This window comes from Arthrobacter sp. SE2 (assembly GCF_058244265.1).
Genome location: NZ_JBZAYA010000003.1, coordinates 369,920 through 393,422, shown reverse-complemented (window position 1 = coordinate 393,422; position 23,503 = coordinate 369,920). Strand labels below are relative to the sequence as shown.

Sequence of the window (23,503 nt, the reverse complement as noted above, 5' to 3'; positions counted from 1 at the left end):
TTGTTACCTTCCGAGTATGAGGCTCATGGCTTCGGCGCGGGTGGCCGGGTCATGAAGTTGCCCGCGCACTGCGCTGGTGACGGTCTTGGCGCCGGGCTTGCGGATGCCACGCATGGACATGCACATGTGTTCGCATTCGACGACGACGATCGCGCCCCTCGGCTTGAGGTGGGTCACGAGCGCTTCGACGATCTGGGTGGTCAGGCGTTCCTGCACCTGGGGGCGGCGGGCATAAATGTCGACGAGGCGGGCCAACTTGCTCAGCCCCGTCACTTTGCCGTCGTGGGAAGGGATGTATCCAACGTGCGCGACGCCATGGAACGGCACCAAATGGTGCTCGCACGTGGAATAGAACGGGATGTCCTTGACCAGCACGAGTTCCTCGTGGTCGAGGTCGAACGTGGTGGACAGGACGTCCTCGGGATCCTGGTGCAGGCCCGCGAAGACCTCGGCGTAAGCCTTGGCAACGCGCTTCGGCGTATCCACCAGGCCGCCACGGTCCGGGTCCTCGCCCACGGCAATGAGGATCTCGCGGACGGCCGCCTCGATGCGGGGGCGGTCGACCTTATATGAGTGATGGCCGTGGCCGTGGCCGTGGCCACCGGATTTCCCCCCGGAGGTGCCGCCAAGGTCATCACTGGCGGCACCGCTGAAGTCGTCGTCGTCGATGTGAGTCACAGCAGAAAGCTTAGCCTTGATGCGAAACGTCGGTGCCCGCGTCCGGTCCCTGGCCCGTAAATGACTCCTGGCTGCCGACTCCCTGCGGGTGCGGGGACTGAGCGTCCAAAGGCTCTTCGAGACGAGCGGCCTTGGCCTCTTCCTGGGCCTCACGTTCAGCCTTCTCTGCGCGGGATTCCACCGGCGGGATGGTCTGGACCGGACGAGACTCCTTGGAGAGCCACACCTCGCGGAAGTCACGCTTGCGGATGTCGCGGAAGATGTAGGCGATCTCTGCCTGGTTAAGCGTTTCGCGCTCAAGCAGTTCGAGGGCCAACTGGTCCAGGACGTCGCGGTTCTCGGTCAGGATCGCATAGGCCTCGTCATGGGCCTGATCGATCAGGCGCCGCACTTCCTCGTCAACGATGTACGCCACTGAGTCGGAGTAGTTGCGTTCCTGTGCCATGTCCCGGCCCAGGAACGGCTCGCCGCCTCCGGCGCCAAGCTTCACTGCGCCGATGCGCTCGCTCATGCCGAACTGGGTCACCATCTTGCGCGCGGTTCCGGTGGCCTTTTCGATATCGTTCGAGGCGCCCGTCGAGGGGTCGTGGAAGACGATTTCCTCCGCAACGCGGCCACCCATGGCATAGGCCATCTGGTCCAGGAGTTCGTTGCGCGTGATCGAGTACTTGTCGTCCTCCGGGACAACCATGGTGTAGCCGAGGGCGCGGCCTCGGGGCAGGATGGTGATCTTCGTGACGGGGGCTGAATTGCGCAGTGCTGCCGCCACCAGGGCGTGCCCGCCCTCGTGGTAGGCGGTGATCTTCCGCTCCATTTCCTTCATGACGCGGCTACGCTTCTGCGGGCCGGCCATGACGCGGTCGATTGCCTCGTCCAGGGCGCGGTCGTCAATCAGGTTGGCATTGGACCTGGCGGTCAGGAGGGCGGCTTCGTTGAGCACGTTGGCAAGGTCCGCACCGGTGTAGCCCGGTGTCTTCTTCGCGACGCCCTTGAGGTCGACGCCGTGGGCCATCGGCTTGCCCTTGGCGTGGACATTCAGGATTTGTTCGCGACCAATCAGGTCCGGTGCTTCAACAGTAATCTGGCGGTCGAAGCGGCCGGGACGGAGCAAGGCAGGGTCCAGGACGTCCGGACGGTTGGTTGCCGCGATCAGGATGACGTTGGTCTTGACGTCGAAGCCGTCCATTTCGACCAGAAGCTGGTTGAGGGTCTGCTCGCGCTCGTCGTTGCCACCGCCAATACCCGCGCCACGGTGACGTCCGACGGCGTCGATCTCGTCAACGAAAATGATGGCGGGCGCATTTGCCTTGGCTTGCTCGAAGAGGTCGCGGACGCGGGAAGCGCCGACGCCAACGAACATTTCGACGAAGTCCGAGCCGGAAATGGAGAAGAACGGGACTCCGGCCTCGCCTGCGACGGCGCGGGCCAGGAGTGTCTTGCCTGTGCCTGGAGGTCCGTACAAGAGCACGCCCTTGGGGATTTTCGCGCCGACGGCCTGGAACTTTGCCGGTTCTGCGAGGAATTCCTTGATTTCCTGGAGCTCCTCGACGGCTTCGTCCGCACCGGCGACATCCGAGAAGGTGACCTGCGGCATGTCCTTGTTGACCAGCTTGGCCTTCGACTTCCCGAACTGCATCACCTTGGAACCGCCGCCTTGCATGCGCGAGAGGAGGAACCAGAAGAGCACACCCAGCAGGAGGACGGGGATGAGGAGCGAGAACAGTCCGGAGAACCAGTTGTTCTCGACGGGCTGGTCCGTGAAGCCACCGGATGGTTGGGCGTTGGTGACGGCCTTGACGACATCCCCGGCTCGCGCGGTGACGTAGAAGAACTGGACGTTTTTACCCTTGTCCTGGCCATCGATGACGAGGTTGTCTTTCAGCGTCAGGTCAACGCGGTTCTCGGCATCGTAGATTTTGGCCTGGTCCACCTTGCCGCTCTGCGCGAGGATCGCGAGGCCCTTGTCGGTGTCGATGCGGGTGGATCCGCCGGGGGCAAGGGTTGCAAATGCCACCAGGAGCAAGCCGACTACGACAACAATCCAGATGCCCGGGCCCTTGAAGAAACTCTTAGCTTTCATCTGTTCGGGGGCTCCGCCCCGTCCCTCCTGGTAGTGCTGCACGGCGCAGCTTCTGCGCGCGTGTGGTGCTGCGTCAGTTTCTAGCTTTACACCGTTCGGAGTGATTCACGCACAGTGAGAGGCAAAAGTTCCCTCTAGGCGTACATGATCGCGGAATTCCGGAAACTCTCGGGGGAAATCCATGGTTCTTTCAGGAGCCCCGCATCACTGCACAACGAGAAGCGGCCTCCCGAACAGGAGGCCGCTTTCACTCCGCGAACCATGCCGCGGTGGTTCGCTGCGAGAGGAGTTACTCGTAAACGTGCGGGGCGAGGGTTCCCACAAAGTCCAAGTTGCGGTATTTCTCGGCGTAATCGAGGCCGTAGCCGACGACGAATTCGTTGGGAATGTCATAGCCGACATACTTCACGTCGATCTCGACCTTCGCAGCCGTTGGCTTGCGGAAAGCCGTGCAGATTTCCACGGAAGCAGTGCCTCGCGATTCGAGGTTGGTCTTGAGCCAGGAGAGGGTCAGGCCGGAATCGATAATGTCTTCGACAATCAGGACATCCTTGCCCATGAGGTCGGTATCAAGGTCCTTGAGGATGCGCACGACGCCGGAGGACTGGGTACCGGAGCCGTAAGAGGACACTGCCATCCAGTCCATGCTGACGTGGCTGTGCAGCGCACGCGCGAGGTCTGCCATGACCATGACGGCACCCTTGAGCACGCCGACGATCAGCAGCTCACGGCCCTCGTAGTCCTTGTCAATCTGTGCAGCAAGTTCGGCGATCCGTTGCTGGATCTGCTCCTTGGTGTAGAGAACGTGTTTGAGGTCTGCCTGGACGTCGTTTGAATCCACCAATGGCTCCTGTGTTGATGCGTGGGTGCGGCTACTGTTGGGGCGATCTTTGATGCCGGAATACTAGCTTCCCACAGCCGCCGCCTTCGCGGGGAACGGCAGTTCCCCCGGCTAAGGCCGCCCGCTCCAATTCGCTCAGGGATATGCGGTAGGCGCTGACGCTTCCGGGAAGCTGCACGGGACCCGCAGATCCCTGCCGGCGCAGCAAGGCTTCGGCCGCCTGAAGCCGCCCGTAGCCGGGCTGTTGGCCCCCGACGTCGGCCGCCGCTTTGGCAATCACCCGGAACCTCAGCGCGGGGGACAATTCCCTCAAGGCGTCTTCGGGAAGCCAGACCCCGTCGTCGGTCCGGTTGACGAGGCGCGCATAGCTCTCTGCGGCAAGCTGCTCCAGGAAGTCGGCATCCTGCTGGAGGATCGCGGCGGTGCGGGCGAGTGATTCGGCAACACCGGGCCCCAGCTTGTCCTCAAGCAAAGGCATCACCTCAACCCTGGTCCGCGAGCGGGCGAAGGCAGGGTCAGCGTTACTGGGATCGTGCCAGGTTTCGAGTTCCTCGACCTCGCAGATTTCGAGCGTTTCTGCGCGGCGAAGCCCGAGGAAGGGACGAAGGAGTTTGCCGCGCGCTGGCCGCATCCCGGCGAGGGAACGGGTTCCCGAGCCCCGGGCCAGGCCCAGCAGGACCTGCTCGGCCTGGTCGTCCAGGGTGTGCCCCAGCAGGATTGCTCCACAATCGAGTTCGGTGGCCGCCGCTTCGAGCGCCGCGTGCCGGGCGTCCCGGGCTGCCGCCTCCGGCCCGAACCCGGTAGCTGCCACCTCCACAGTCCGCAGCTGGACGGGCGAGAGTCCCAGGCCCTCCAGGATCGACACGGTTCGTGCCGCAACCTCAGCCGAGCCTTCCTGCAACTGGTGGTCGACCACCACGGCGGCTACGCTCACGGGGCGGCCGTGCACATGGCCTCGACGGGCAAAATAGGCCGCCACTGAGGCAAGCGCCAAGGAGTCCGGCCCGCCGCTGCATGCCACCAGGATTCGTTCGGGATAGCCTGCGGAGGCCAGCGCGTCCTGCAACATGTTCCGTGCTTTGCCGACGACCGGCGCCAAACGCCCGGGACGCCGTCGTCCGCTGCTTGGTGAGTTGCTACTGCTTGGTGAGTTTCTACTGCTTGCGCCGGGGCCCGATGTGGTACCTGCGGTCACAGCCCCATCCGCTCAAGCCACAGCTTGGAGTCGTGGATTTCGGCTTCGGTGGGCAGTTTTTCGGCCGATTCCCAGACCCGGTTCAGGCCCTCCATGCCGACCACCGCAACCACTTCGCGGACGAACTTGGCACCGTCGCTGTACTGGCGCATCTTGGCGTCCAGGCCGAGGATGTTGCGGATGAATTTCTCGATCATTCCGCGGTCCTTGCCCCGCGCGTTGAAGCGCTGCCGGATGGTCTTCACCGAAGGGATCAGGGTGGAATCGACGGCGTCCATCACCACGTTGGCGTGGCCTTCCAGCAAGCTCATGACGGCTGTGAGGTGCGAAAGCGAAGCCTTTTCCTCGGGGTTTTGGAGCAGGTCCAGGATGGCTCCGCGGCCGGGCACGGCACCGGTGGAGCGGTCGCGCAGGGACCGGGCGGCGGCCGTGGCGCGGTCCATGATGGAGTCCACATTGCCGATGAGATTGGCGCTGAGGCGTTCGATCTCCTCGAGCATGTGGGTCCGGAGCCAGGGTGCGGCGGCGAACTGCACCCGGTGGGTCTGCTCGTGAAGGCAGACCCAGAGCCGGAAATCGTCAGGATCAACGTTGAGCTCACGCTCCACGGAGATGATGTTCGGAGCCACCAGCAGGAGTCGGCCGGCAGGCGGCGCTTTCGAGTCCGGGGCGAGCGCGGCGAAAGGATCGTATTGGCCCAGGACTTTGCTCGACAAGAATGCAAGCACGGCCCCGAGCTGGCTACCGGTGATGGCGCCGCTCGCGGCCGCCGCGGCCGGCGTCATCGCCGGGCCGCGCCGGGAATCCAACATTTGCTTAAGGGCCGGCTGGAGCATCACGGCAAAACTTTGGGTATTGGCCTTCGCCCACGACGCCCGGTCAACTACCAGCACGTGGGAATCGCGGAGATCCCGTGCGGCTTCCAAACCGGTGATGTCGTGCACGTGGGGTACCGAGATGTCCGCACTGGAACGCAGGCTGTCCACGGCTTTGCCGATCTGGGCCGGACTCAGTACTGGACCGGGGGGAGCGAGCCGGGCGGCCGTGGAGGCGGCCAGCTCCCAGTTGATGAGGGACTGGGCTTGCTGCTGAGACTCCATACGAACCATCAGAACACAACAGTCTGAATCTGCACCCTTAAGTTCGCTCAGCGGCGAACGTCAGGCAGCGGCGAACGTCAGCCGGCCCGGCAACCACATGACGCGAGTGCCGTGGCGGACCTGTCCAGCGCCACTTTGTTCCCCGCTGCGCCCGGCGTCAACCCGTTGCCGATAAAGGAAAAGACCAGAAGACGGCCGTTCGCATCCACCACATAGCCGCTCAAAGCGATCACCGAATTCAAGGTGCCGGTCTTGGCCCGCACCAGACCCGCCCCTTGGGAGGTGGTGGCGTCAGCGTAGCGGTCGCCGAGCGTGCCGGTCAGCCCCGCCACCGGGAACCCGGCAAGGGCGGCACGGAGACGGGTGTCCGGTCCCGAGGTGATCGCCCGCACCACATCCGCGAATTGCCGCGCCGACACCTGATTTCCCAAAGCAAGGCCCGATACGTCCGCCAAGTGCATGGAATCGGTGGCGATCCCCAGTTCCGCCACCTGGGCGCTCACGGCCGCCGTCGCGCCGTCGTTCGATCCCGGCTTTCCCGCGGACAGAGCGGCCATCCGGCCGAATACCTCGGCAAGGTAGTTGTCCGACGTTTCCAGCATCAAGTCCACTTGCTCACGGACGGTGGCAGACACCACGCTGGCGAGGACATCCTGCTTTCCGGCCGGAGCGTTGGCGCGTTCCACACCGGGGACCACCGTGAATCCGGAAGCGGCGGCCGCGGCTTGGAGCTTCCCCGCGAAAGCCTCGGCGGCAGTGAGCGCTGCGTCTTGCGGACGCGGACCGGTGGTCGCCCCCGGGCTGGTCCGGGCCGAGTTCAGGGCGAGAGGAAAGATTGGCGCGGTTTCGCCCGCAGCGACGTCGTCGAGGCTCCAAGCCGGATTCAAAGCCGGACCGGTGAAGAGCCCATCGTCCAATTGCACCGTGACCGGGCCTTTCACACCGCGGTCCTGGAGCGCTTTTGCCGCATCCGCCGCGAGGGTCTCCAGGCCGGCATGGCCAAGCACCTCGCTTGGCTGGGACGGGCCGTCGCCGAGCAGGACGTCACCTCCCGCGCTCAGGATGATGGTCGACGCCGAAGGTCCAGCCAGGACCCGAGTGCTGAAGCGGGTCTCCGGCCCGATCGCCCGCAGCGCCGCGACTGCCGTGAGCAGCTTCATATTCGACGCCGGCACCCGGTTCTTGGTGCCGTCGCGATCGTAGAGCGGAAGCCCGGTCAACGCATCCTCAACGACGCCGGTGAAGTCTCCCCCGCCGTCGGGGGTCAGGAGCCCGTTGAGCTGGCTTGTGACATCGGCCGGCAGCGGAACCGGGGCGGAAGCGTCCAAGGGCGCAACGATCTGGGTGCGGCTCAGCTGCTTGGGGATCTGTTGCCAAACCGGCATCTTTGGTGAGGGCGCAGCGGCGGCCCCGAAAGAGCCCGGACCCAAGAATCCGGGTGCGACTCCGAGGCCCATCGGCACGGCCAAGGCCGCGATGACCAGGGTCAACAAAACCAGCGGCAGAAAGCGGACAACGCCATTGGACGCAGGGTTCGCTGGTCTGGGCTTCCTGGGTCTGAGAACGGGAGTCTCCTGCTGTTCCGGAGCCTGCTTTTCAGCCCCCGCCTCGTCAACGCCCTTCATGCAGCTTTAGTCCTCAAAGTCTTGAATGTCCCCACCGTTTCAAGAAACTTGGGCCTCTCGCTATATCCTCAATAGTAGTCGGCGGCGTCGGCTGCTCTGTTGCCGCGCCCATGCCAATACCGTCAAGGAGCATTCCATGAAGCACGACGTCACGATCGAGATCCCCAAGGGGTCGCGCGTCAAGTACGAAGTTGACCACGAGACCGGCCGCGTCCGCCTGGACCGCGTCCTGTTCACCTCCATGCAGTACCCCACGCACTACGGGTTCTTCGAGAACACCCTTGGCGAGGACGGCGACCCGCTGGACGCCCTGGTCCTCCTGCAGGACTTCGACCTCTACCCCGGCGTCATCGTTGAATCCCGGCCCATCGGCGTTTTTAACATGACCGACGACGGCGGCGGAGACGCCAAGGTTCTCTGCGTTCCGGCCGACCCGCGTTTCGACCACATCCAGGAAATCACCGATGTCAGCGAATTCCTGATCAAGGAAATCGAGCACTTCTTCACCCGTTACAAGGACCTTGAGCCCGGCAAGTGGGTCAAGGCTGAAGGCTGGGCCGACCGCGCCGCAGCCGAAGCTGAGCTGGAAGCTTCCATCAAGCGTTACGTTCCGGTCTCCCACTAGTCCCCACCGCCTCCCTAACCTCGCTCCGCTCGGCCAGGGAACCCTGGCGGCGTGGGCCCATGCTTCGGGCGGCGGGGGGGGGGGGGGGGGCCCCCCCCCCCCCCCGCGGGGGGGGGGGGGGGGGGGGCCCCCCCCACCCCCCCCCGCCGCCGTCGTCGTTAACGGGTAGGTCCCCGACGCGCAACGGTCCGGCTCACAATCGCCGGACACCCACCGTCGTAACGAGAAGTTTGCTCTGGATTAACCGCTTGAAAGTCAGCTACCTGCCGGTAATGTTTGATCCACCATGTTCACGCTGACCATCAACCAACGCGACAGCCGCGGCAACGGAGACCTCGTACCGCAGCTGCTCAAAGACCTGCGCCACATCCCGGCGTGCTTGGACTTTGACCGCTCGGTAGAGGACGAAGTCCAGGGCATCGTGGAATTCCCGCGTCAAGCCGTGGATTCGGCGCTCATCGCCTTGCGGAGCGGACAATGGTACGTGGGAATCGGCGTCGGACCGGTCAACGAACCCCTGCCCCGGCAAATCAAAGACGCCTCCGGTCACGGCCTGGTCTACGCACGCCGCGCAGTGGACCGCTTGCGGAATGGCAAAGAGCGCGTCCCTGTGGCCGTCGAGGGGCCGATCGCTGCCCTCGCTGCCGAATCGGAGGCTGTACTGCGGCTCCTTGGGCACATTGTGCAGCATCGGAGCATAGCCGAGTGGCGCGTCCTGGACCTGCTGACGCCGGGCGTGCGTGGACAACAGAAGGCCGTGGCCCAGGAACTGGGGATCAGCACCCAGGCCGTGAGCAAGGCCCTGGCCCGCGCCCAGTGGGTGGAGGAGCACGCAGCCCGGCCGGCCGCAGCGCGCTTGCTGCAGTTGATCCTCGAGGTTTACTGATTGCGTCGACGCGCCTTTAGCCATATTGTCCTCGACACACCCATTCCTCCCCGCCTACCTTGAGTCCATGATCTCCAAGCCAAAGCTTGGGCGGCTTCTTCCCGCTCTCAGGCAGGCCGTCACAGGCCACCGCCTTTTGTTTGCCGCAAAGACGGCCGCCGCGGCCGGGCTGGCTTGGTACCTTGCACCGCTGATGCCCGGGACAGCCGCCTCCTATCCTTACTACGCGCCCTTGGGTGTCTTGGTCAGCATGCACCCCACCGTCGCGGCTTCCGCCAAGCACGGGCTGCAAAGCCTGCTGGGACTCGGATTGGGCATTGCCATGGCCTTCGCCGTGACCACAGTCACCGCCCCGAACGCACTAGCGGTGGCCGTCGTCGTCGGCCTGGGCGTGGTTATCGGTGGCCTACCAAGGCTTGGAAGCGCCTCCGAATGGGTTCCCATGGCGGCGCTGTTCGTCTTGGTCCTGGGTTATTCGAATGCGCAGGGATTCTCTTTCGCGTACGTCCTGCAAATGGCCATGGGGGTGGCGGTCGGTTTCGCGGTGAACTGGCTGGTCTTTCCTCCCCTGCATCTTGAAGGCATCGATCCCGCCATCGACGGACACCAGCGGGCACTGTCAAAACAACTCAGGGACATGGCCAGCGCCATGACGGAATCCTGGCCACCGGACCACGAAGAATGGGCGAGCCGCAGCGGCGAGCTCGCACGTACTGCGACCGACGTGCGGACAGCTGTCCAGGCGGCGAAATTGAGCGCCAAGGCGAACCCACGGTCCCGCCGTCGGGCTGGGCGCCTGCCCGCCGACCTGGCCGGTTTGCGCGCGCTGGAACGGCTGACCTTTCACGTCCAGGACATCACGGACGTCCTGGCAAGCGTCATCTGGGAAGAGGACGCGGGAACAGTCATTCCGGCGGGAGTCCCGCCAAATATGGCTGAGGCCCTGGAGGAGGTTGCAACCGCGATTCGGCAATGGAGGCATGGAAACTCCGAAGACTTCAGGAATGCCCTGGACGAAGCCCGGAACAGTGTGGCAGCACTAACAGATACCGTCACGGAAGCAGCCGCCGACCAGGAGTCCGTGAACGCCACCGCATCGGTCGCTATGAGCCTTCGGCGCATCATCACGGTGGTCTCCGACGCCGCCTGAGCACCGGCGACTGCCCGCCGGCCAGCCTGGGGCGCGGGGCGGTTACAGCAAGCGACGCAGGATGAGGGCCGCACCGTCGTCGTACACCGAAGCGGTAACCTCATCCGCGACGGCGATGACTTCTTCAGGCGCTTGGCCCATGGCTACACCGCGCCCGGCCCAGCTGAGCATTTCGATGTCATTGCGGCCGTCCCCTACTGCCACCGTGTGGCGGGGGTGCGTGCCGAGCCGCTGGCGCAACTGCTCCAAGGCGCTGGCCTTGGTGACCCCGGCGGCGGCGATATCCAGCCAGGCCGTCCAGCCTACCGAGTAGGTGACCCCGGACAGCCCGATCTTGCGAATGGCTGTGGAAAATTCTTCGGCCGTGTTCTCGCTGCTGAACACCACGACGCGCACCGCAGTGGCATCGAGCATCGTCTGGAAATCGACGCCGATTGCCTCAACGCCGAAGCTGGCGTCCTGGAACCGCTCGGTGGAGAGGAAGTTCCCGTCCTCGTCCTCGAGCGCGTACTTGGCGGACGGAAGCTGCTCGCGAAGTGCCATCAATGCCGGAGCGGGATCGAAAGTGGCTTTGTGAATGATCTCGTAGCCTGTGTCCAGCTGGGGGTCGAGCCGCAACGTGACGCCGCCGTTGCAGCACACGGCATAACCGCTTTCCAGTCCGATCTGCTCAATGATGGGCAAGGTGGCGTTCAACGAGCGGCCGGTGGCGATCAGGACGTCGTGTCCGTGGGTGACGACTGCCCGTGCGGCGTCGCGGACGCTTGGCGACATGTGGCCATCATGATCGACGAGGGTTCCGTCGACGTCCAACGCGATCATGAGCTTGTGATTCAAATTCCGCTGGTCATCGGTGCCAGCGACTGAGGTACCAGTCAAAATAGTCATGCCTCCAGTGAAGCAGACCCCACACGACACCAGCTAGGACGCAGACCACAGCAACGGATTAACACGCGGTGAATACTCCCACGTTTGTCCACAGTGTGAGTGTTAACCTGAAGCCCTGGCGCGAGGCCGCAGTCCGGCGCGCACGAGCTTCTGCCGAAGACGGCCTGGCTGCGCCAAATCCGCCCAATTCCACCTGACGACGGTGAACCCCAGTGCACGGATGCTGTCCTCACGCAGCTTCTCCCGATGCACGACCTCTTCCGCGCTCCAATCCCCCCGCACGTCCTCGTCCGAGTACTTTTGCATGCCATCGAATTCGCCCGCGATCAATTCCTCTGGCCACCAGAAATCGGCCCGGGCAACGAACTGGCCGGAGTCAACAATCATGTGCTGTTGGAGCGGTTGCTCAAAGCCCAGCAACTCGATGACAGCCCTGCTGAACGACTCCCCTGCCGATTCGGCCTTCGTGTTAGCCAAGCTCGCGATCCGGACTGCCCGGTGCTTGGTGGCATCAGCCACGATCCCTTCCAGCGCCAAGGCGATCCCAGGGTGTTCGATCAAGCAGGCATCCTGCCCCAGTAAACCCTGTTCCCAGAGCATTCGTGCGATTCCGTCGGCTACAACGAGCGCGCGGCTGAAGGACGAGGAACACATGACATCCATGGCCGTCTGCACCGGACTTGTGCAGGAAAACCGGCCGGAAACTACGGGCTGCGCGTCGCGTCGAAGGACGTAGCGCATGGGATGGTTGCCCGCATTCCGGGCCTTTTCGGCAAGCGCGCTGTTTCCGTGGACCGTAAACGTTGCTGGCCGCCGTCCCGTGATTCGCTCCGAGGAAGTGGCTAGATCGACGAACTCCGGGGGGCGAAGTGTAGGGACGCCGAGCACGACAGCTGCGGACTCACCGCAAAAGACGGGCCGGTCGAATGCCAGCCCGACCGCTGCTGCGGACCACTCGAACCTCTGGGCAGGCGTCGCTTCCACCCACGTGGAGGTTTTCACGTAGAACCCGCGCCTCAGCCGGACGAGGCGTCCTGCCCTGAACGGCCGGTGAATCACGGCCGTGGAGCCGGTGAGAGCCAGCCGCTCGGCGGAGACAATGAGCTGCGGAGGGATGTCCATGGAATTACTATCCATGGATCGTTCCGCAGCGTCAGCCGCGCTTTGGCTCTATGTGGACAAGCCCGGCTGTGGAGGACAGGTGTGCACCGGTAGGCCGGCTACAGAACGGGGAGGACCTCGAGGCCGCCGATGTACTTCTGGAGTGCCTTAGGGACGTTGACCGAGCCATCCGGGTTCTGGTGGTGCTCGAGGATGGCAACGATCCAGCGGGTGGTGGCCAGCGTGCCGTTGAGGGTGGCGACGGCGCGGGTGCCCTTCGCTACGCCGTCTTCGTTGACCGCACGCTCGCGGATGTTGAGGCGGCGTGCCTGGAAGGTGGTGCAGTTGGACGTCGACGTGAGCTCTCGGTACGCGTTCTGGGTGGGAACCCAGGCTTCGCAGTCGAACTTCCGGGCCGCGGACATGCCGAGATCGCCCGCCGCGGTGTCGATCACGCGGTACGGGAGCTCGACCTTGGCTAGCATTTCCTCTTCCCAGGCCAGGAGTCGCTCGTGCTCGGCAGCGGCCTCTTCAACCGTGGTGTAGATGAACATCTCCACCTTGTTGAACTGGTGGACGCGGATGATCCCGCGGGTGTCCTTGCCGTGCGAACCGGCCTCGCGGCGGTAACAGGAGCTCTGCCCGGCGTAGCGGATGGGGCCTGCGGAAAGGTCGAGGATCTCGTCCGAGTGGTAGCCGGCGAGGGCCACTTCCGAGGTTCCCACAAGGTAAAGGTCGTCCTCGGCGAGACGGTAGATCTCGGCGTCGTGCTTTACATCGAAACCGGTGCCCTGCATGATCTCCGGACGCACCAACGTGGGGGTGATCATCGGTACGAAGCCGGCCTCGATGGCTTGGTCCATGGCCATCTGCAACAGTGCCATCTCCAGCCGGGCACCGACGCCGCGGAGGAAGTAGAAGCGCGCACCGGAGACCTTGGCGCCGCGTTCCATGTCGATCGCGCCGATGAGTTCGCCGATTTCCAGGTGGTCCTTCGGTTCGAAGTCAGTAAATTCGCGCGGGGTGCCAACCGTCTTGACCACCACAAAGTCGTCCTCGCCACCCTCCGGCACGCCGTCCTCAATCAGGTTGGGGATGACGCGGAGCAGCTCTTCCTGCTTGGCCTGGGCGGCGTCGGCTTCGGCAGAGGCAGCCTTGACCGAGTTGGCCAGTTCCTTGACCTCGGCCAGCAGCGCTTGCTTTTCCTCGCCCTTGGCCTGTGCCACCTTCTTGCCGAAGGCGTTCTGCTCGGCACGGAGGTTTTCGTAGCGGATCAGGGCCGCGCGGCGGTCTGCGTCGGCGGAAATGATCGCGTCCACCACGGACTCGTCGGCGCCGCGGGCGCGCTGGCTGGCACGGAACTTGTCCGGGTTTTCGCTGAGGTCTTTTACGTCGATCACCAGACAAGAGTATCGAATGAGCGAGCAGCTCCGCGGCCAGCCCCCGACGGCGGCAGGCACCCCCTGCGGCCGTGCACGGCCGCACCTGCAGCGGGATAGGGTTGAAGCACCATGAGCAACTGGATCCTGTACGTGATTCTGGCTGGGGGCGTGGTCTTCGCCGTCTCCAGTTGGTGGGGCGTGCGCCGGCTCAGGGCCAGGCATACCCGCAGCGCTGTGCACGAAGACGCTCACAAGCCCGAAGCCGGCTTGCAAAGGGTGGCCGTGATCCTCAACCCGGTGAAGGCGAAGGCGGAGGACGCGCGGAGGATCATCCGGGATGCCTGCCATCTTGCGGGCTGGGACGAACCCCGTTTCTTCGACACCACCGCGGAGGACCCCGGCCATTCGCAGACCAAGGCGGCACTCGCGTATAAGCCCGACGTCGTACTCGTCGGCGGCGGCGACGGTACCGTGCGCGTGGTCGCAGAGACCCTCGCGCACACCGACGTCGCGATGGGCTTGATTCCCCTGGGAACCGGAAACCTGCTGGCACGCAACGTGAATCTGGATGTCAACGATCTGCGTGGCAACGTCCACACGGCGCTCTTCGGCCACCAGCGCTACATCGACACCGCCCGGATGGCGATCCACAACGAGCGGACAGGCGCCGCTTCCGAGCATGCTTTCCTGGTGATCGCCGGCATGGGCCTGGACGCCGAGGTTGTGGGCGATACCAACGACGGCCTCAAGAAGGCAGTCGGCTGGCTGGCCTACACCGAGGCGGGCGTCCGCCACCTGCCCGGACGGCGCAAAAAGGTCACCATCGCCATGGACGACGAGCCCGAGCAGTCCCGGAAAATCCGAAGCGTCTTGTTCGCCAATTGCGGCCTGATTCCAGGGGGCATCGACTTCATCCCCGGTGCGATGATCGACGACGGTGTCCTGGACGTTGTGGTCATGAGCCCGCGCAGCGCCATCGGCTGGATCGCGGTATACACAAAGATCCTGTTCAAGCACAACCGGAACCTGCCGGTCATGAATTACTACCGCTCGGGCAAAGTGGTCATCAGCAGCAGCGAACCTATGGCCACGCAACTTGACGGTGATCCCTCGGGCGAGGCCACAAAGGTCACCGTCAAGGTGGAGCCGCGTTCGCTCCTCGTGCGCGTGCAATAAGCGGTGCCCGTGCAATAGCGCGACGCGCTACTTGGCGTTCTTCGCCGCTTCCGTTGCTTTGTGTTCGGCCAACTTGTGTTCTGCCAATTTGTGTTCTGCCAATGCCTTGGCAGCTGCGCGCGCTTCCGATTGCTCGCGAATCATGGCCTGTTCTTCCTCAAAGCGCAGCCGATCGGCCCGGTCGGCGTCGTCGCCGTCCCAGTCCTGGTTGTCCGCCTTGGGCTTGGGGTTGACGATCATTCCCTGGCCGCTGGTGTCATTGCTATTTCCTGACATGGCCCGCTCCCTCCGTTAGGGGCATGCGTCCATCAATTGTGGATCAAGCAAGCATACGCACAGTTTTATCCACGCGATAGGGGTTGAAGAGTCAATTATCCAACGCTTTGCGGAGCGGATTCGGGCCGGTCAAGCGCCCGGTTCACCGCCCAGAATGCCACGAACCCAGGCATGTGCGGACGCGAACGCGGCGTCGGAGGTATGCGGGGCCACCAAGGCTTTCTGCTCGTCCGCCCGGGCGTAGGAACCGAGGAAGCGGGTGGCCGGGCTGATCCGGTGCAGGCCTGCCAGGGCATCGGCTACCCGGGCGTCGGAGGCGTGGCCGTCGGCGTCGATACTGAAGAAGTAGTGACCCAGATACTGGCCGGTGGGCCGGGACTCGATGCGGCTAAGGTTGACTCCGCGCGTGGCAAACTGGTCCAGGATTTCCATCAGGGCGCCGGGGCGGTCTTCGGGAAGGGGCACGACGACGGTGGTCTTGTCGGCGCCGGTGCGTTCTGTCAGTGCACCGGGACGGCTGACCAGGACGAAGCGGGTAACTGCGCCGGGGTTGTCGCCGATGTTCTCGGCAAGGACGTTCAGGCCCGGCCGTTCGGCCGCGACAAGGGGGGCGCAGATGGCGGCGTCGTAGTGCGCCTCGCCTTCGAGAAGTCCGACGGCGGCTGCCGCCGTGGAGGATCCCGGCACGTATTCCGCATTCGGGATATTTTCATCGACCCATAGCCGGCACTGGGCCCAGGCATGGCCATGGGTGGAGATCCGGCGGATGTCCGAGATCTTCACGCCCGGGCGGGCAACCAGCACGAACGTGATGGGAACAAGGGCTTCACGGATGATCCGCAGTTCGGTTCCGGTGGCAATGGCATCCAGGGTGGCGGTCACGCCGCCTTCCACCGAGTTCTCGATCGGCACCATGGCCGCATCCGCTTCGCCCTGGCGAACCCTCTCCAAAGCCGTGTTCACATTGGTGCAGGGCACCCTGTTGGCATCGGCCGCGCCGGGGACCTGCAGGAGGGCAGCCTCAGTGAAGGTGCCTTCCGGACCGAGGAAGGTGTAGGTGAGCGCGGATGCCGACATTGAATATTCCTTAAGGGTTATGCGTAGGGGCTAGAGGACAACCGGCTTGAGGCCGTTCTCCGAAACCATCGGCCGACCGGACTCGAACCACATGTCCATGCCTCCGGCGATGTTGGTTGCGGTGTAGCCCTGCCCCACCAGCCATTGAACGGCCCGGTAGGACCGTCCGCCCGTACGGCAGATGACATAAAGGTCATCGTCGGGGTCAAGTTCGTCGATGCGGCCCGGGATCTGGTCAAGCGGAATGTGCAGCGCACCCTCGGCGTGGCCCGCTACCCATTCGTAGTCCTCCCGGACGTCCAGGATTTTCGCGTCCGCCGGAACATCGCCGACAGGCACGGTCTCGAAATCGCTCACGTGGGTCCCTTCCAGTTGATTCAGATCTCCCAATCAAGCCTAGCCCCCGCCGCTCCCCTTACCTCGCTTCGCTACGGCAAGGGAACCCTCGCGGCGTGGGCCCACCCCGCTACGGGACCATCATTGCTGCAACCCTCGCGGCAGGTCACGGTACTTCCTCACTCCGCCGCTGCGGCACTAGTGTTGGCGCTAAATGTTCGCCGTTGTGGCGATCGAGACCGACCGCGGGCGGAAAGGAGGCACAATGGCTGCTGGCGAGCCCACCATCCTGGCAACCTCCGGTGGCTATAAGTCCGGTCATCGCACCAGGCTGGAGTTCGACCTCCTGGTTCACCACGCCGTCGAACTCTCCGGGGTGAGCGGACGAGCGCCGCGAGTGGCGCATATCGGCACTGCCTCCGGAGACCAGCGTTGGTTCGCCGCGGAATTGGACCAAGCCGCGAGAGTTTCGGGCTTCGATTTCAGTCACCTGAACCTTTTCACGATGCCCAACTACGGCGATCCCGAGGCGTACCTTTTGGAACAGGACGTGGTGTGGGTCAACGGTGGTTCCGTGGTCAATCTTCTGGCCGTATGGCGTGCGCACGGACTGGACGGCATTTTGAGGCGCGTCTGGGAACACGGTGTAGTCCTCGCCGGAGTGTCCGCGGGCTCGATTTGTTGGTACCAGGGCGGAACCACGGATTCCTACGGCCCTGAATTGCGCGCCGTGACCAACGGACTGGGGTTCCTCCCTTACGCCAACGGTGTCCACTATGACTCCGAGCCGGGCCGCCGCCCGCTTGTCCACCAACTGGTGGCAGAGGGCGCACTGGGGGAAACGCACTGCACCGACGACGGCGTCGGGCTCGTTTACAGAGGCACGGAACTTGTGGACGTGGTTGCCGAAGTCAGGGGCAAGGCTGCTTATCGCGTCACCGCTGCACCCGGCGATTCGGCCGACGCCGTTTCCGTCGCCGTGGAGGAGCGCTTGGAGTCCCGCTTCCTTGGCTGACATCCACGAACTCGGCGCGGTCGGGTTGCGCCAAGCATTGGCCGCCGGTCAGCTCTCTGCAACTGAGGCGACGGGGCACTTCCTTGCGAGGATCGGCCAGCTGAACCATACACTGGGGGCCTTCGTCACGGTGACGGCAGAACAGGCCCTGCTCGACGCCCGGGCCGCGGACGCAGCGTACGTTCGCCTGCGCAACGGAGGCCCGGAGCTTCCCCTCCTGCACGGCGTGCCGTTGGCTTTCAAAGACCTCACCGATGTTGCGGGAGTCGTGACCACCCACGGCAGTGGAGCCCTGGACCGTAAGCCCGCTCCGGAGGACGGAGCCCTTGCCGCGACGCTTAAAGGCGTCGGTGCCATCTCACTGGGCAAGACTCAGGTTCCGGAGTTCGGACTCACGGCCTACAGCGAAAACCGCATCGCACCGCCGTCGCGCAATCCCCACGCACTGAGCCGCAGCTCCGGCGGGTCTTCGGGAGGCAGCGCTGCCGCGGTTGCCGCGGGCTTGGTTCCGTTCGCGCCCGGGAGCGACGGCGGCGGGTCCATACGTATTCCCGCTGCGGCATGTGGACTGCTGGGCCTGAAGCCGGGCCGGGGCTTGGTGCCGGCCGGGGAAAGCGTCGGAGACGCGGCACGACTCGTGGTGGCCGGGCCCCTGGCGCGCTCCGCCGCCGACGCCGCTCTCATGATGGATGCCCTCGTCCCGCACGGAATCCGGCCGAACCGGGGCTACCTCGCGGGCCTCGAGGAAGCGCCCACGGCCTTGCGCATCGGCGTGAGCCTCGACAGCCCGTGGTCCACTACCTTCCCCTTCACCTCGGAGCGGGAGGCCCTGGATGCCCTCGCCAAGGGCATCGAATTACTGACGGAAGCGGGCCATACAGTGCTCGAGGCCGAGATCCGCTACGACAACCGCTATCCGGAAGCGTTCACGACCGCCTGGACCGCCGGCGTCGGGAGCGCCCGGATCCTGCCCCAGCGTGAAGCCCTGCTGACGCCGCTGACCCGGACCTTCCGGCGTCGGGCGCAACAGCGGAGCGCAGGCAAGGTCAACGAGGCGCTCAGCTTCCTGCGGCAGTTCACCCACGACACCGTCACCCAGTACGCGCAGTGGGACCTCGTTCTGACGCCGTCACTGGCACAGACGCCACGGCCCGTGGGCTGGTTCACCGGAACGATGCCCGGAGGCGAACAATGGCCGGCCCCCGACTGGCCGGGCGACGCAGACGACGACTATCGCAAGCAATGCGAGTTTGCGCCATGGTCCTCCATGGTGAACGTGTGCGGACTGCCGGCGATCACCGTACCCGTTCATTGGACCGGGCCAACGCCTGGAACGGGGTTTCCGATGGGCATCCAGCTCATCGGAAAACAGGGATCCGAGCTCCTTCTCCTGCGGCTCGCAAGGCAGCTTGAGGGGCAGCAAAAACCGACGCTCCACCACGGCGAATAGTTGCCCTAGGCATCTAAATGATGTGACAATGCGCTAAGTCAATGTCACCATGGATCAGATGAGCACAACTCTTGACACGCGGACGCCCGCCAAAAACGCGGGCGATACGTCATTTTTCGGCCACCCAAAGATGCTGGCCAGCCTCTTCTCCGTAGAAATGTGGGAACGATTCTCCTTCTACGGCATGCAGGGCATCCTGCTTTACTACATGTACTTCACCGCGGACCACGGCGGACTCTCGATCGACAAATCGCTCGCCGCCGGACTGGTTGGCGCGTACGGCGGAGGCGTATACCTCTCCACGATCCTGGGCGCATGGTTGGCGGACCGGCTTTTCGGATCCGAACGGGTACTTTTCGGTTCCGCCATCATGATCATGGCCGGCCACATCGCCCTTGCCCTCCTGCCCGGGATCCCGGGCCTGGTGGCAGGCTTGGTGCTGGTGGGCATCGGCTCCGGTGGCCTCAAGGCGAACGCGACCGCACTGGTCGGCACCCTTTATGGGGAGAAGGACGAACGGCGTGACGCCGGCTTCTCCATCTTCTACATGGGCATCAACCTCGGCGCCCTCATTGGACCGCTCGTTACCGGCTGGCTGCAGGAAAGCAACGGCTTCCACTGGGGCTTCGGCGCAGCCGCAATCGGCATGGCCATCGGCCTCGCCATCTACGCACTGGGCCGAAACAAGCTCCCGGAAGAAGCCCACCGCGTCCCCAACCCCCTTCCCTCCGCACAGCGGAGCCGTTACGGGCTCATCTTCCTGGGCATCGCCGTCGTGATCGCCGTGCTGCTGATGACCGGTGTGGTGAACCCCGGCAACCTGGCCCGCAGCATGGCCTACGCCGCCATCGTCGCCTCGGTGATCTATTTCACCCTGATCTTCCGAAGCAAGAAGGTCACGCCGTTTGAGCGCAAGCGTGTTGTGGCGTTCATTCCGCTGTACATCGCGTCGGCAGCGTTCTGGGCACTCTTCCAGCAGCAGTTCACGTTCATTGCCGTGTACTCGGAGGAAAAACTGGACCGCAACCTGTTCGGCTGGGAAATGCCGGCAGCCTGGGTACAGTCCATCAACCCTGTATTCATCATCGTTTTTGCAGGCGTCATGGCTGCCCTGTGGACAAAACTTGGTCCGAAGCAGCCGGGATCCCCCATCAAATTCGCTGCGGGACTCTTCGTCATGGGCCTGGCGTTCCTGGCGTTCATCCCGCTGACCGGGGCCGGAAAGACCCCGCTGCTGGTGCTGGTGGGAATCCTGTTCCTCTTCACCCTCGCGGAGTTGTTCCTGTCCCCCATCGGCCTGTCCGTGAGCACCAAGCTGGCCCCCAAGGCTTTCCACACCCAGATGGTGGCCTTGTTCTTCCTCTCGGTGTCCCTCGGCACCGCGTTGGCCGGCATCCTGGCCGGACTGTACAACCCTGACAACGAACTGCCGTACTTCCTGGGTGTCGGCGGCACGGCCGTGGTCATCGCTGTGGCCTTGGCAGCCGGCTCGCCCGCCATCAAGAAATTGATGGGCGGCGTGCGCTAGTCACGTAACCGACTTAAACCGCGACGGCGGCCGGTGCGTTTGGTGGGTTTCCCGCCAGACGCACCGGCCGCCGTCGTTGTTGCTAGTAGTTGTAGTTGTAACGCGAAGCAGTCGCAGCAAAAATCGCGATAAAGACCCAGAATATGATCACGCCAACAATTCCGAGGTACCCCATGACCAGGCCCGCAATGGCCATGCCTTTACCGGCCGGTTCCTTCCTGAGGGCCATGTGGCCGAGGATCACGGCGGCAATTTGGGGCAGGACGAAGAAGCCAAGGCCCACGAAGACCGCGATCCCGCAGCACATACTCGCGATACTCAGGCCCTTGGGCTCGACGGGCATGCCATAGTAACCGGGCTGGCCGTAAGGGCTGGCTGGCTGCCCGTATGCAGGCGGCCCCTGGGGAGGCTGCCCATACGGCGAAGCAGGCTGTCCATAGGGGCTGGCCGGCTGCTGTCCGTAGGCGGGCTGGCCGTATTGAGCCGGACCGCCCTGGGACTGGCCGTACGGTTCCTGCGACTGTGGCGCTTGCGGCTGCGGCTGGCCGTAGGGGCCGGAAGCCGCCGGCGAGGCAAACGGCTGCTCGCCGTACGGGTTTTCGCCGGGTTGGGATGCGGGCGGAATGTACGACGGCGGTTCGTAGCCCTTGGGCGGTTCGTCGCCCTCGGGAGCGTTCTCGGGCTTGGCTGGCTGGTCAGTCATGGAATATCCCCCTTGCGAGTCTTTGTGCTCAGCCTACCGCCGAGCAAAGGCACACATAAGCTCCGGAGCCCCGGCTTCCCAACCCCATGCCGCACTCCGGTAAACGGGCAGTGAATCTTCGTCGGTCTGGCGGAAATACGAAGTCACAGGCACCGCAATAGTGGGTTTTCTCTTCAAGCTCACCTGACGGTCTGGCATGCTGGGTCAATGGCTAGCCGTGCGGGCACTGTTGCCCTTCCCCAGGACCTTGTAGACATCACCGCTCTTCTTGACGCGTACTACGACGTGACGCCGGATCTGAGTGATCCCGCCCAGCGCGTTGCCTTCGGCACCTCCGGGCATCGGGGGTCGAGCCTCAAGGCCTCCTTTAATGAAGGGCATATCCTCGCCATCACCCAGGCGATTGTGGAATACCGCGCCGGGCAGGGCATTACCGGCCCTCTTTTCCTGGCCAAGGACACCCACGGGCTCAGTGAACCAGCGCAGAACTCCGCCCTCGAAGTGCTCGCCGCCAACGGCGTCAATGTGCTGATCGACGCGCGCCACGGCTACACGCCCACCCCGGCCCTGAGCCATGCGATCCTCAAGTACAACAACGAAGCCGGCCCTGGGCAGCCCCAGGCGGATGGCATCGTGGTCACCCCGAGCCACAACCCTCCGGCCGACGGCGGTTTCAAGTACAACCCCCCGCATGGCGGCCCTGCCGACACAGACGCCACCGGCTGGATCGCCAACCGCGCCAACGAGCTTCTGGAAAACGGGCTGCGCGGCGTCAAGCGGATTCCGTTGAACGACGCCCTCAAGGCGGATGGCACGGGCAAGTTCGATTTCCTGAGCAGCTACGTGGACGACCTCCCGTCCGTCCTGGACCTCGATGCGATCCGCACCGCTGGCGTGCGCATCGGCGCGGACCCTATGGGCGGCGCCTCAGTGGACTACTGGGGTGAGATCGGCGAGCGTCATCAGCTCGATCTGACCGTGGTCAACCCCACCGTGGACCCGCAGTGGGCATTCATGACCCTCGACTGGGATGAGAAGATCCGAATGGACTGCTCCTCGCCGTCGGCCATGGCCTCGCTCATCAAGCGCATGTCCGACAGTGCTTCGGCCGGCACGGGTGCGTTCGATGTCGCTACCGGGAACGACGCCGACGCCGACCGCCACGGCATCGTGACGCCGGACGGCGGCTTGATGAACCCCAACCACTACCTCGCCGTCGCGATCGACTACCTGTACCGCAACCGCACAGGGTGGAATCCGGAGTCGGTGGTCGGCAAGACCCTCGTGTCTTCCTCCATCATTGACCGCGTAGCTGCCGGATTGGGCCGCAAGCTCGTGGAAGTCCCCGTGGGCTTCAAGTGGTTCGTCCCCGGCCTGCTCTCCGGCGAGGGCGCCTTCGGTGGCGAAGAATCCGCGGGCGCCTCCTTCAACAAGCGCGATGGAAGCGTCTGGACCACTGACAAAGACGGCATCCTGTTGGCCCTCCTGGCGTCGGAGATCACGGCGGTCACGGGCAAGTCGCCGTCCCAGCTTTACAAGGGCCTCACGGACCAGTTCGGTGCGCCCGTCTACGCCCGGATCGACGCCGCCGCCACGCGTGAGCAGAAGGCCAAGCTCGGCAAGCTCTCCGCCGCGGATGTCACAGCCACCACGCTGGCGGGCGAGGACATCACTGCCAAGCTGACCGAAGCTCCCGGCAACGGCGCCTCGATCGGCGGCCTCAAGGTTGTCACGGAAAACGCCTGGTTCGCGGCCCGCCCGTCGGGAACCGAGGACGTCTACAAGATCTACGCCGAGTCCTTCAAGGGTGCCGACCACCTCAAGCAGGTCCAGGATGAGGCCAAAGCGCTCGTGGACGGCGTGATTTCCTAGCCCAAGCTAGTTTGGCTCCGTCGGGAGGCGCCACAGCTTGAGGATCCGGCGAATGGTGTGGTTGCCTTCCGGGGCCATGTCCACCAGCGCGATCTGGTCGAGCACGACGGCGTCACCCGGCTTGGGGCGCTTGCCGTCGTGATGCGAAATATGCGGGCGGTAATGCTCCATGACGTAGTGCGGGGTTGCCACGCGGCCTCCGACGCGTGCCACGGCGTCGAACAATTCCTCGTGGAGGCCCTGCAAAATCGGATGGTGTTCCACGAGGCTGACCGCGATGGAGCCTTGGTGACCGAATCCGGCGTCGGGCCCTACGGTGAGATCCGCCCCCAGGGCGCCCATCGCGGGAGCCGTAACAAGCTCACTGAGGCGCGCGGCGACGTCGTTGTCATCGGAGGGCTCGACGTCGAACCTCAACAGGGTGATGTGCAGCGGCCAGTCGCTGCGCGGGAAGACCAGCCCGTCAGCCACGGCTTCGACGAACGCCACGAGAATCAGGTTCCGCATAAGGAAATTTTG

General features: G+C 64.4%; 22 protein-coding genes. 8 read left to right on the top strand and 14 right to left on the bottom strand.

The genetic code is table 11. The features are described 5' to 3' along the window. Positions 1–3: 3 nt before the first annotated feature. The 6 genes from folE to dacB all read right to left on the bottom strand — a co-directional run bounded on the left by folE (position 4) and on the right by dacB (position 7,519). A complete protein-coding gene (folE, locus tag AC4CS3_RS06725; RefSeq protein WP_490782743.1) occupies positions 4–678 on the bottom strand; it encodes a GTP cyclohydrolase I FolE in 675 nt (224 codons plus the stop codon). Positions 679–688: 10 nt separating this feature from the next. Beyond that, positions 689–2,758, bottom strand: a complete 2,070-nt coding sequence (gene ftsH / locus AC4CS3_RS06720; protein WP_234754894.1) for an ATP-dependent zinc metalloprotease FtsH — start codon at positions 2,756–2,758, stop codon at positions 689–691. Positions 2,759–3,047: 289 nt separating this feature from the next. Next, on the bottom strand, positions 3,048–3,599 hold the full coding sequence (gene hpt / locus AC4CS3_RS06715; RefSeq protein ID WP_059388924.1) for a hypoxanthine phosphoribosyltransferase: 552 nt from the start codon (positions 3,597–3,599) through the stop codon (positions 3,048–3,050). A gap of 31 nt (positions 3,600–3,630) precedes the next feature. Then, positions 3,631–4,668 (bottom strand): tRNA lysidine(34) synthetase TilS, encoded by a 1,038-nt coding sequence (gene tilS, locus AC4CS3_RS06710; protein ID WP_490782742.1) that lies wholly within the window; start codon positions 4,666–4,668, stop codon positions 3,631–3,633. 122 nt (positions 4,669–4,790) lie between these two features. After that, positions 4,791–5,894, bottom strand: a complete 1,104-nt coding sequence (locus AC4CS3_RS06705; protein WP_490782741.1) for a zinc-dependent metalloprotease — start codon at positions 5,892–5,894, stop codon at positions 4,791–4,793. A gap of 77 nt (positions 5,895–5,971) precedes the next feature. After that, entirely contained in the window at positions 5,972–7,519 is a 1,548-nt protein-coding gene (dacB, locus tag AC4CS3_RS06700; RefSeq protein WP_490782740.1) for a D-alanyl-D-alanine carboxypeptidase/D-alanyl-D-alanine endopeptidase, read from the bottom strand. Between the two features lie 136 nt (positions 7,520–7,655). On the opposite strand from dacB, the gene AC4CS3_RS06695 reads away from it, so the two are divergent. From AC4CS3_RS06695 to AC4CS3_RS06685, 3 genes are all read left to right on the top strand, one after another. Continuing rightward, entirely contained in the window at positions 7,656–8,144 is a 489-nt protein-coding gene (locus AC4CS3_RS06695) for an inorganic diphosphatase (RefSeq protein ID WP_344789058.1), read from the top strand. 286 nt (positions 8,145–8,430) lie between these two features. Beyond that, positions 8,431–9,030 (top strand): hypothetical protein, encoded by a 600-nt coding sequence (locus AC4CS3_RS06690; protein WP_490782739.1) that lies wholly within the window; start codon positions 8,431–8,433, stop codon positions 9,028–9,030. A 67-nt stretch (positions 9,031–9,097) separates the two neighbouring features. Next, positions 9,098–10,180, top strand: coding sequence for an FUSC family protein (locus AC4CS3_RS06685; protein ID WP_490782738.1), 1,083 nt, complete (start codon positions 9,098–9,100; stop codon positions 10,178–10,180). Between the two features lie 42 nt (positions 10,181–10,222). Here AC4CS3_RS06685 and AC4CS3_RS06680 read toward each other — a convergent pair whose 3' ends face one another. The 3 genes from AC4CS3_RS06680 to serS form a co-directional block, all read right to left on the bottom strand. Further along, positions 10,223–11,068 carry an HAD family hydrolase gene (locus AC4CS3_RS06680; RefSeq protein WP_490782737.1) on the bottom strand — a complete coding sequence of 282 codons (846 nt, stop codon included), beginning with the start codon at positions 11,066–11,068 and terminating at the stop codon, positions 10,223–10,225. A 102-nt stretch (positions 11,069–11,170) separates the two neighbouring features. After that, positions 11,171–12,190: a hypothetical protein gene (locus tag AC4CS3_RS06675; RefSeq protein ID WP_490782736.1), complete on the bottom strand. Its 1,020-nt coding sequence runs from the start codon at positions 12,188–12,190 to the stop codon at positions 11,171–11,173. 98 nt (positions 12,191–12,288) lie between these two features. Further along, positions 12,289–13,569 carry a serine--tRNA ligase gene (gene serS, locus AC4CS3_RS06670; RefSeq protein ID WP_345448329.1) on the bottom strand — a complete coding sequence of 427 codons (1,281 nt, stop codon included), beginning with the start codon at positions 13,567–13,569 and terminating at the stop codon, positions 12,289–12,291. A gap of 111 nt (positions 13,570–13,680) precedes the next feature. Here serS and AC4CS3_RS06665 point away from each other — a divergent pair, with 111 nt between their 5' ends. Beyond that, positions 13,681–14,727, top strand: a complete 1,047-nt coding sequence (locus AC4CS3_RS06665) for a diacylglycerol/lipid kinase family protein (RefSeq protein ID WP_490782735.1) — start codon at positions 13,681–13,683, stop codon at positions 14,725–14,727. A 27-nt stretch (positions 14,728–14,754) separates the two neighbouring features. Here the strand turns inward: AC4CS3_RS06665 and AC4CS3_RS06660 are convergent, their stop codons facing one another. From AC4CS3_RS06660 to AC4CS3_RS06650, 3 genes are all read right to left on the bottom strand, one after another. Further along, positions 14,755–15,003, bottom strand: coding sequence for a hypothetical protein (locus tag AC4CS3_RS06660; protein ID WP_490782734.1), 249 nt, complete (start codon positions 15,001–15,003; stop codon positions 14,755–14,757). 129 nt (positions 15,004–15,132) lie between these two features. Beyond that, positions 15,133–16,080 carry a prephenate dehydratase gene (gene pheA / locus AC4CS3_RS06655; protein WP_490782733.1) on the bottom strand — a complete coding sequence of 316 codons (948 nt, stop codon included), beginning with the start codon at positions 16,078–16,080 and terminating at the stop codon, positions 15,133–15,135. Between the two features lie 30 nt (positions 16,081–16,110). Next, positions 16,111–16,437 carry a rhodanese-like domain-containing protein gene (locus AC4CS3_RS06650; RefSeq protein ID WP_490782732.1) on the bottom strand — a complete coding sequence of 109 codons (327 nt, stop codon included), beginning with the start codon at positions 16,435–16,437 and terminating at the stop codon, positions 16,111–16,113. A gap of 244 nt (positions 16,438–16,681) precedes the next feature. Between AC4CS3_RS06650 and AC4CS3_RS06645 the strand changes: the two genes are divergently transcribed. Genes AC4CS3_RS06645 through AC4CS3_RS06635 form a run of 3 tightly spaced genes read left to right on the top strand, consistent with a single transcriptional unit; the run spans position 16,682 to position 20,409 of the window. Next, positions 16,682–17,431, top strand: a complete 750-nt coding sequence (locus tag AC4CS3_RS06645; protein ID WP_345448324.1) for a Type 1 glutamine amidotransferase-like domain-containing protein — start codon at positions 16,682–16,684, stop codon at positions 17,429–17,431. Further along, positions 17,424–18,881, top strand: coding sequence for an amidase (locus AC4CS3_RS06640; RefSeq protein ID WP_490782731.1), 1,458 nt, complete (start codon positions 17,424–17,426; stop codon positions 18,879–18,881). Before AC4CS3_RS06645 ends, AC4CS3_RS06640 begins: the two co-directional genes overlap by 8 nt. Positions 18,882–18,930: 49 nt before the next feature. After that, positions 18,931–20,409, top strand: coding sequence for a peptide MFS transporter (locus AC4CS3_RS06635; protein ID WP_490782730.1), 1,479 nt, complete (start codon positions 18,931–18,933; stop codon positions 20,407–20,409). A gap of 82 nt (positions 20,410–20,491) precedes the next feature. Here the strand turns inward: AC4CS3_RS06635 and AC4CS3_RS06630 are convergent, their stop codons facing one another. Then, on the bottom strand, positions 20,492–21,112 hold the full coding sequence (locus tag AC4CS3_RS06630) for a DUF4190 domain-containing protein (RefSeq protein ID WP_490782729.1): 621 nt from the start codon (positions 21,110–21,112) through the stop codon (positions 20,492–20,494). Between the two features lie 207 nt (positions 21,113–21,319). Between AC4CS3_RS06630 and pgm the strand changes: the two genes are divergently transcribed. Then, complete coding sequence (gene pgm, locus AC4CS3_RS06625) at positions 21,320–22,984, top strand: phosphoglucomutase (alpha-D-glucose-1,6-bisphosphate-dependent) (RefSeq protein WP_236814039.1); 1,665 nt, start codon at positions 21,320–21,322, stop codon at positions 22,982–22,984. A 6-nt stretch (positions 22,985–22,990) separates the two neighbouring features. Here the strand turns inward: pgm and AC4CS3_RS06620 are convergent, their stop codons facing one another. Beyond that, complete coding sequence (locus AC4CS3_RS06620; protein WP_490782728.1) at positions 22,991–23,491, bottom strand: 2'-5' RNA ligase family protein; 501 nt, start codon at positions 23,489–23,491, stop codon at positions 22,991–22,993. Between the last annotated feature and the right edge of the window lie 12 nt (positions 23,492–23,503).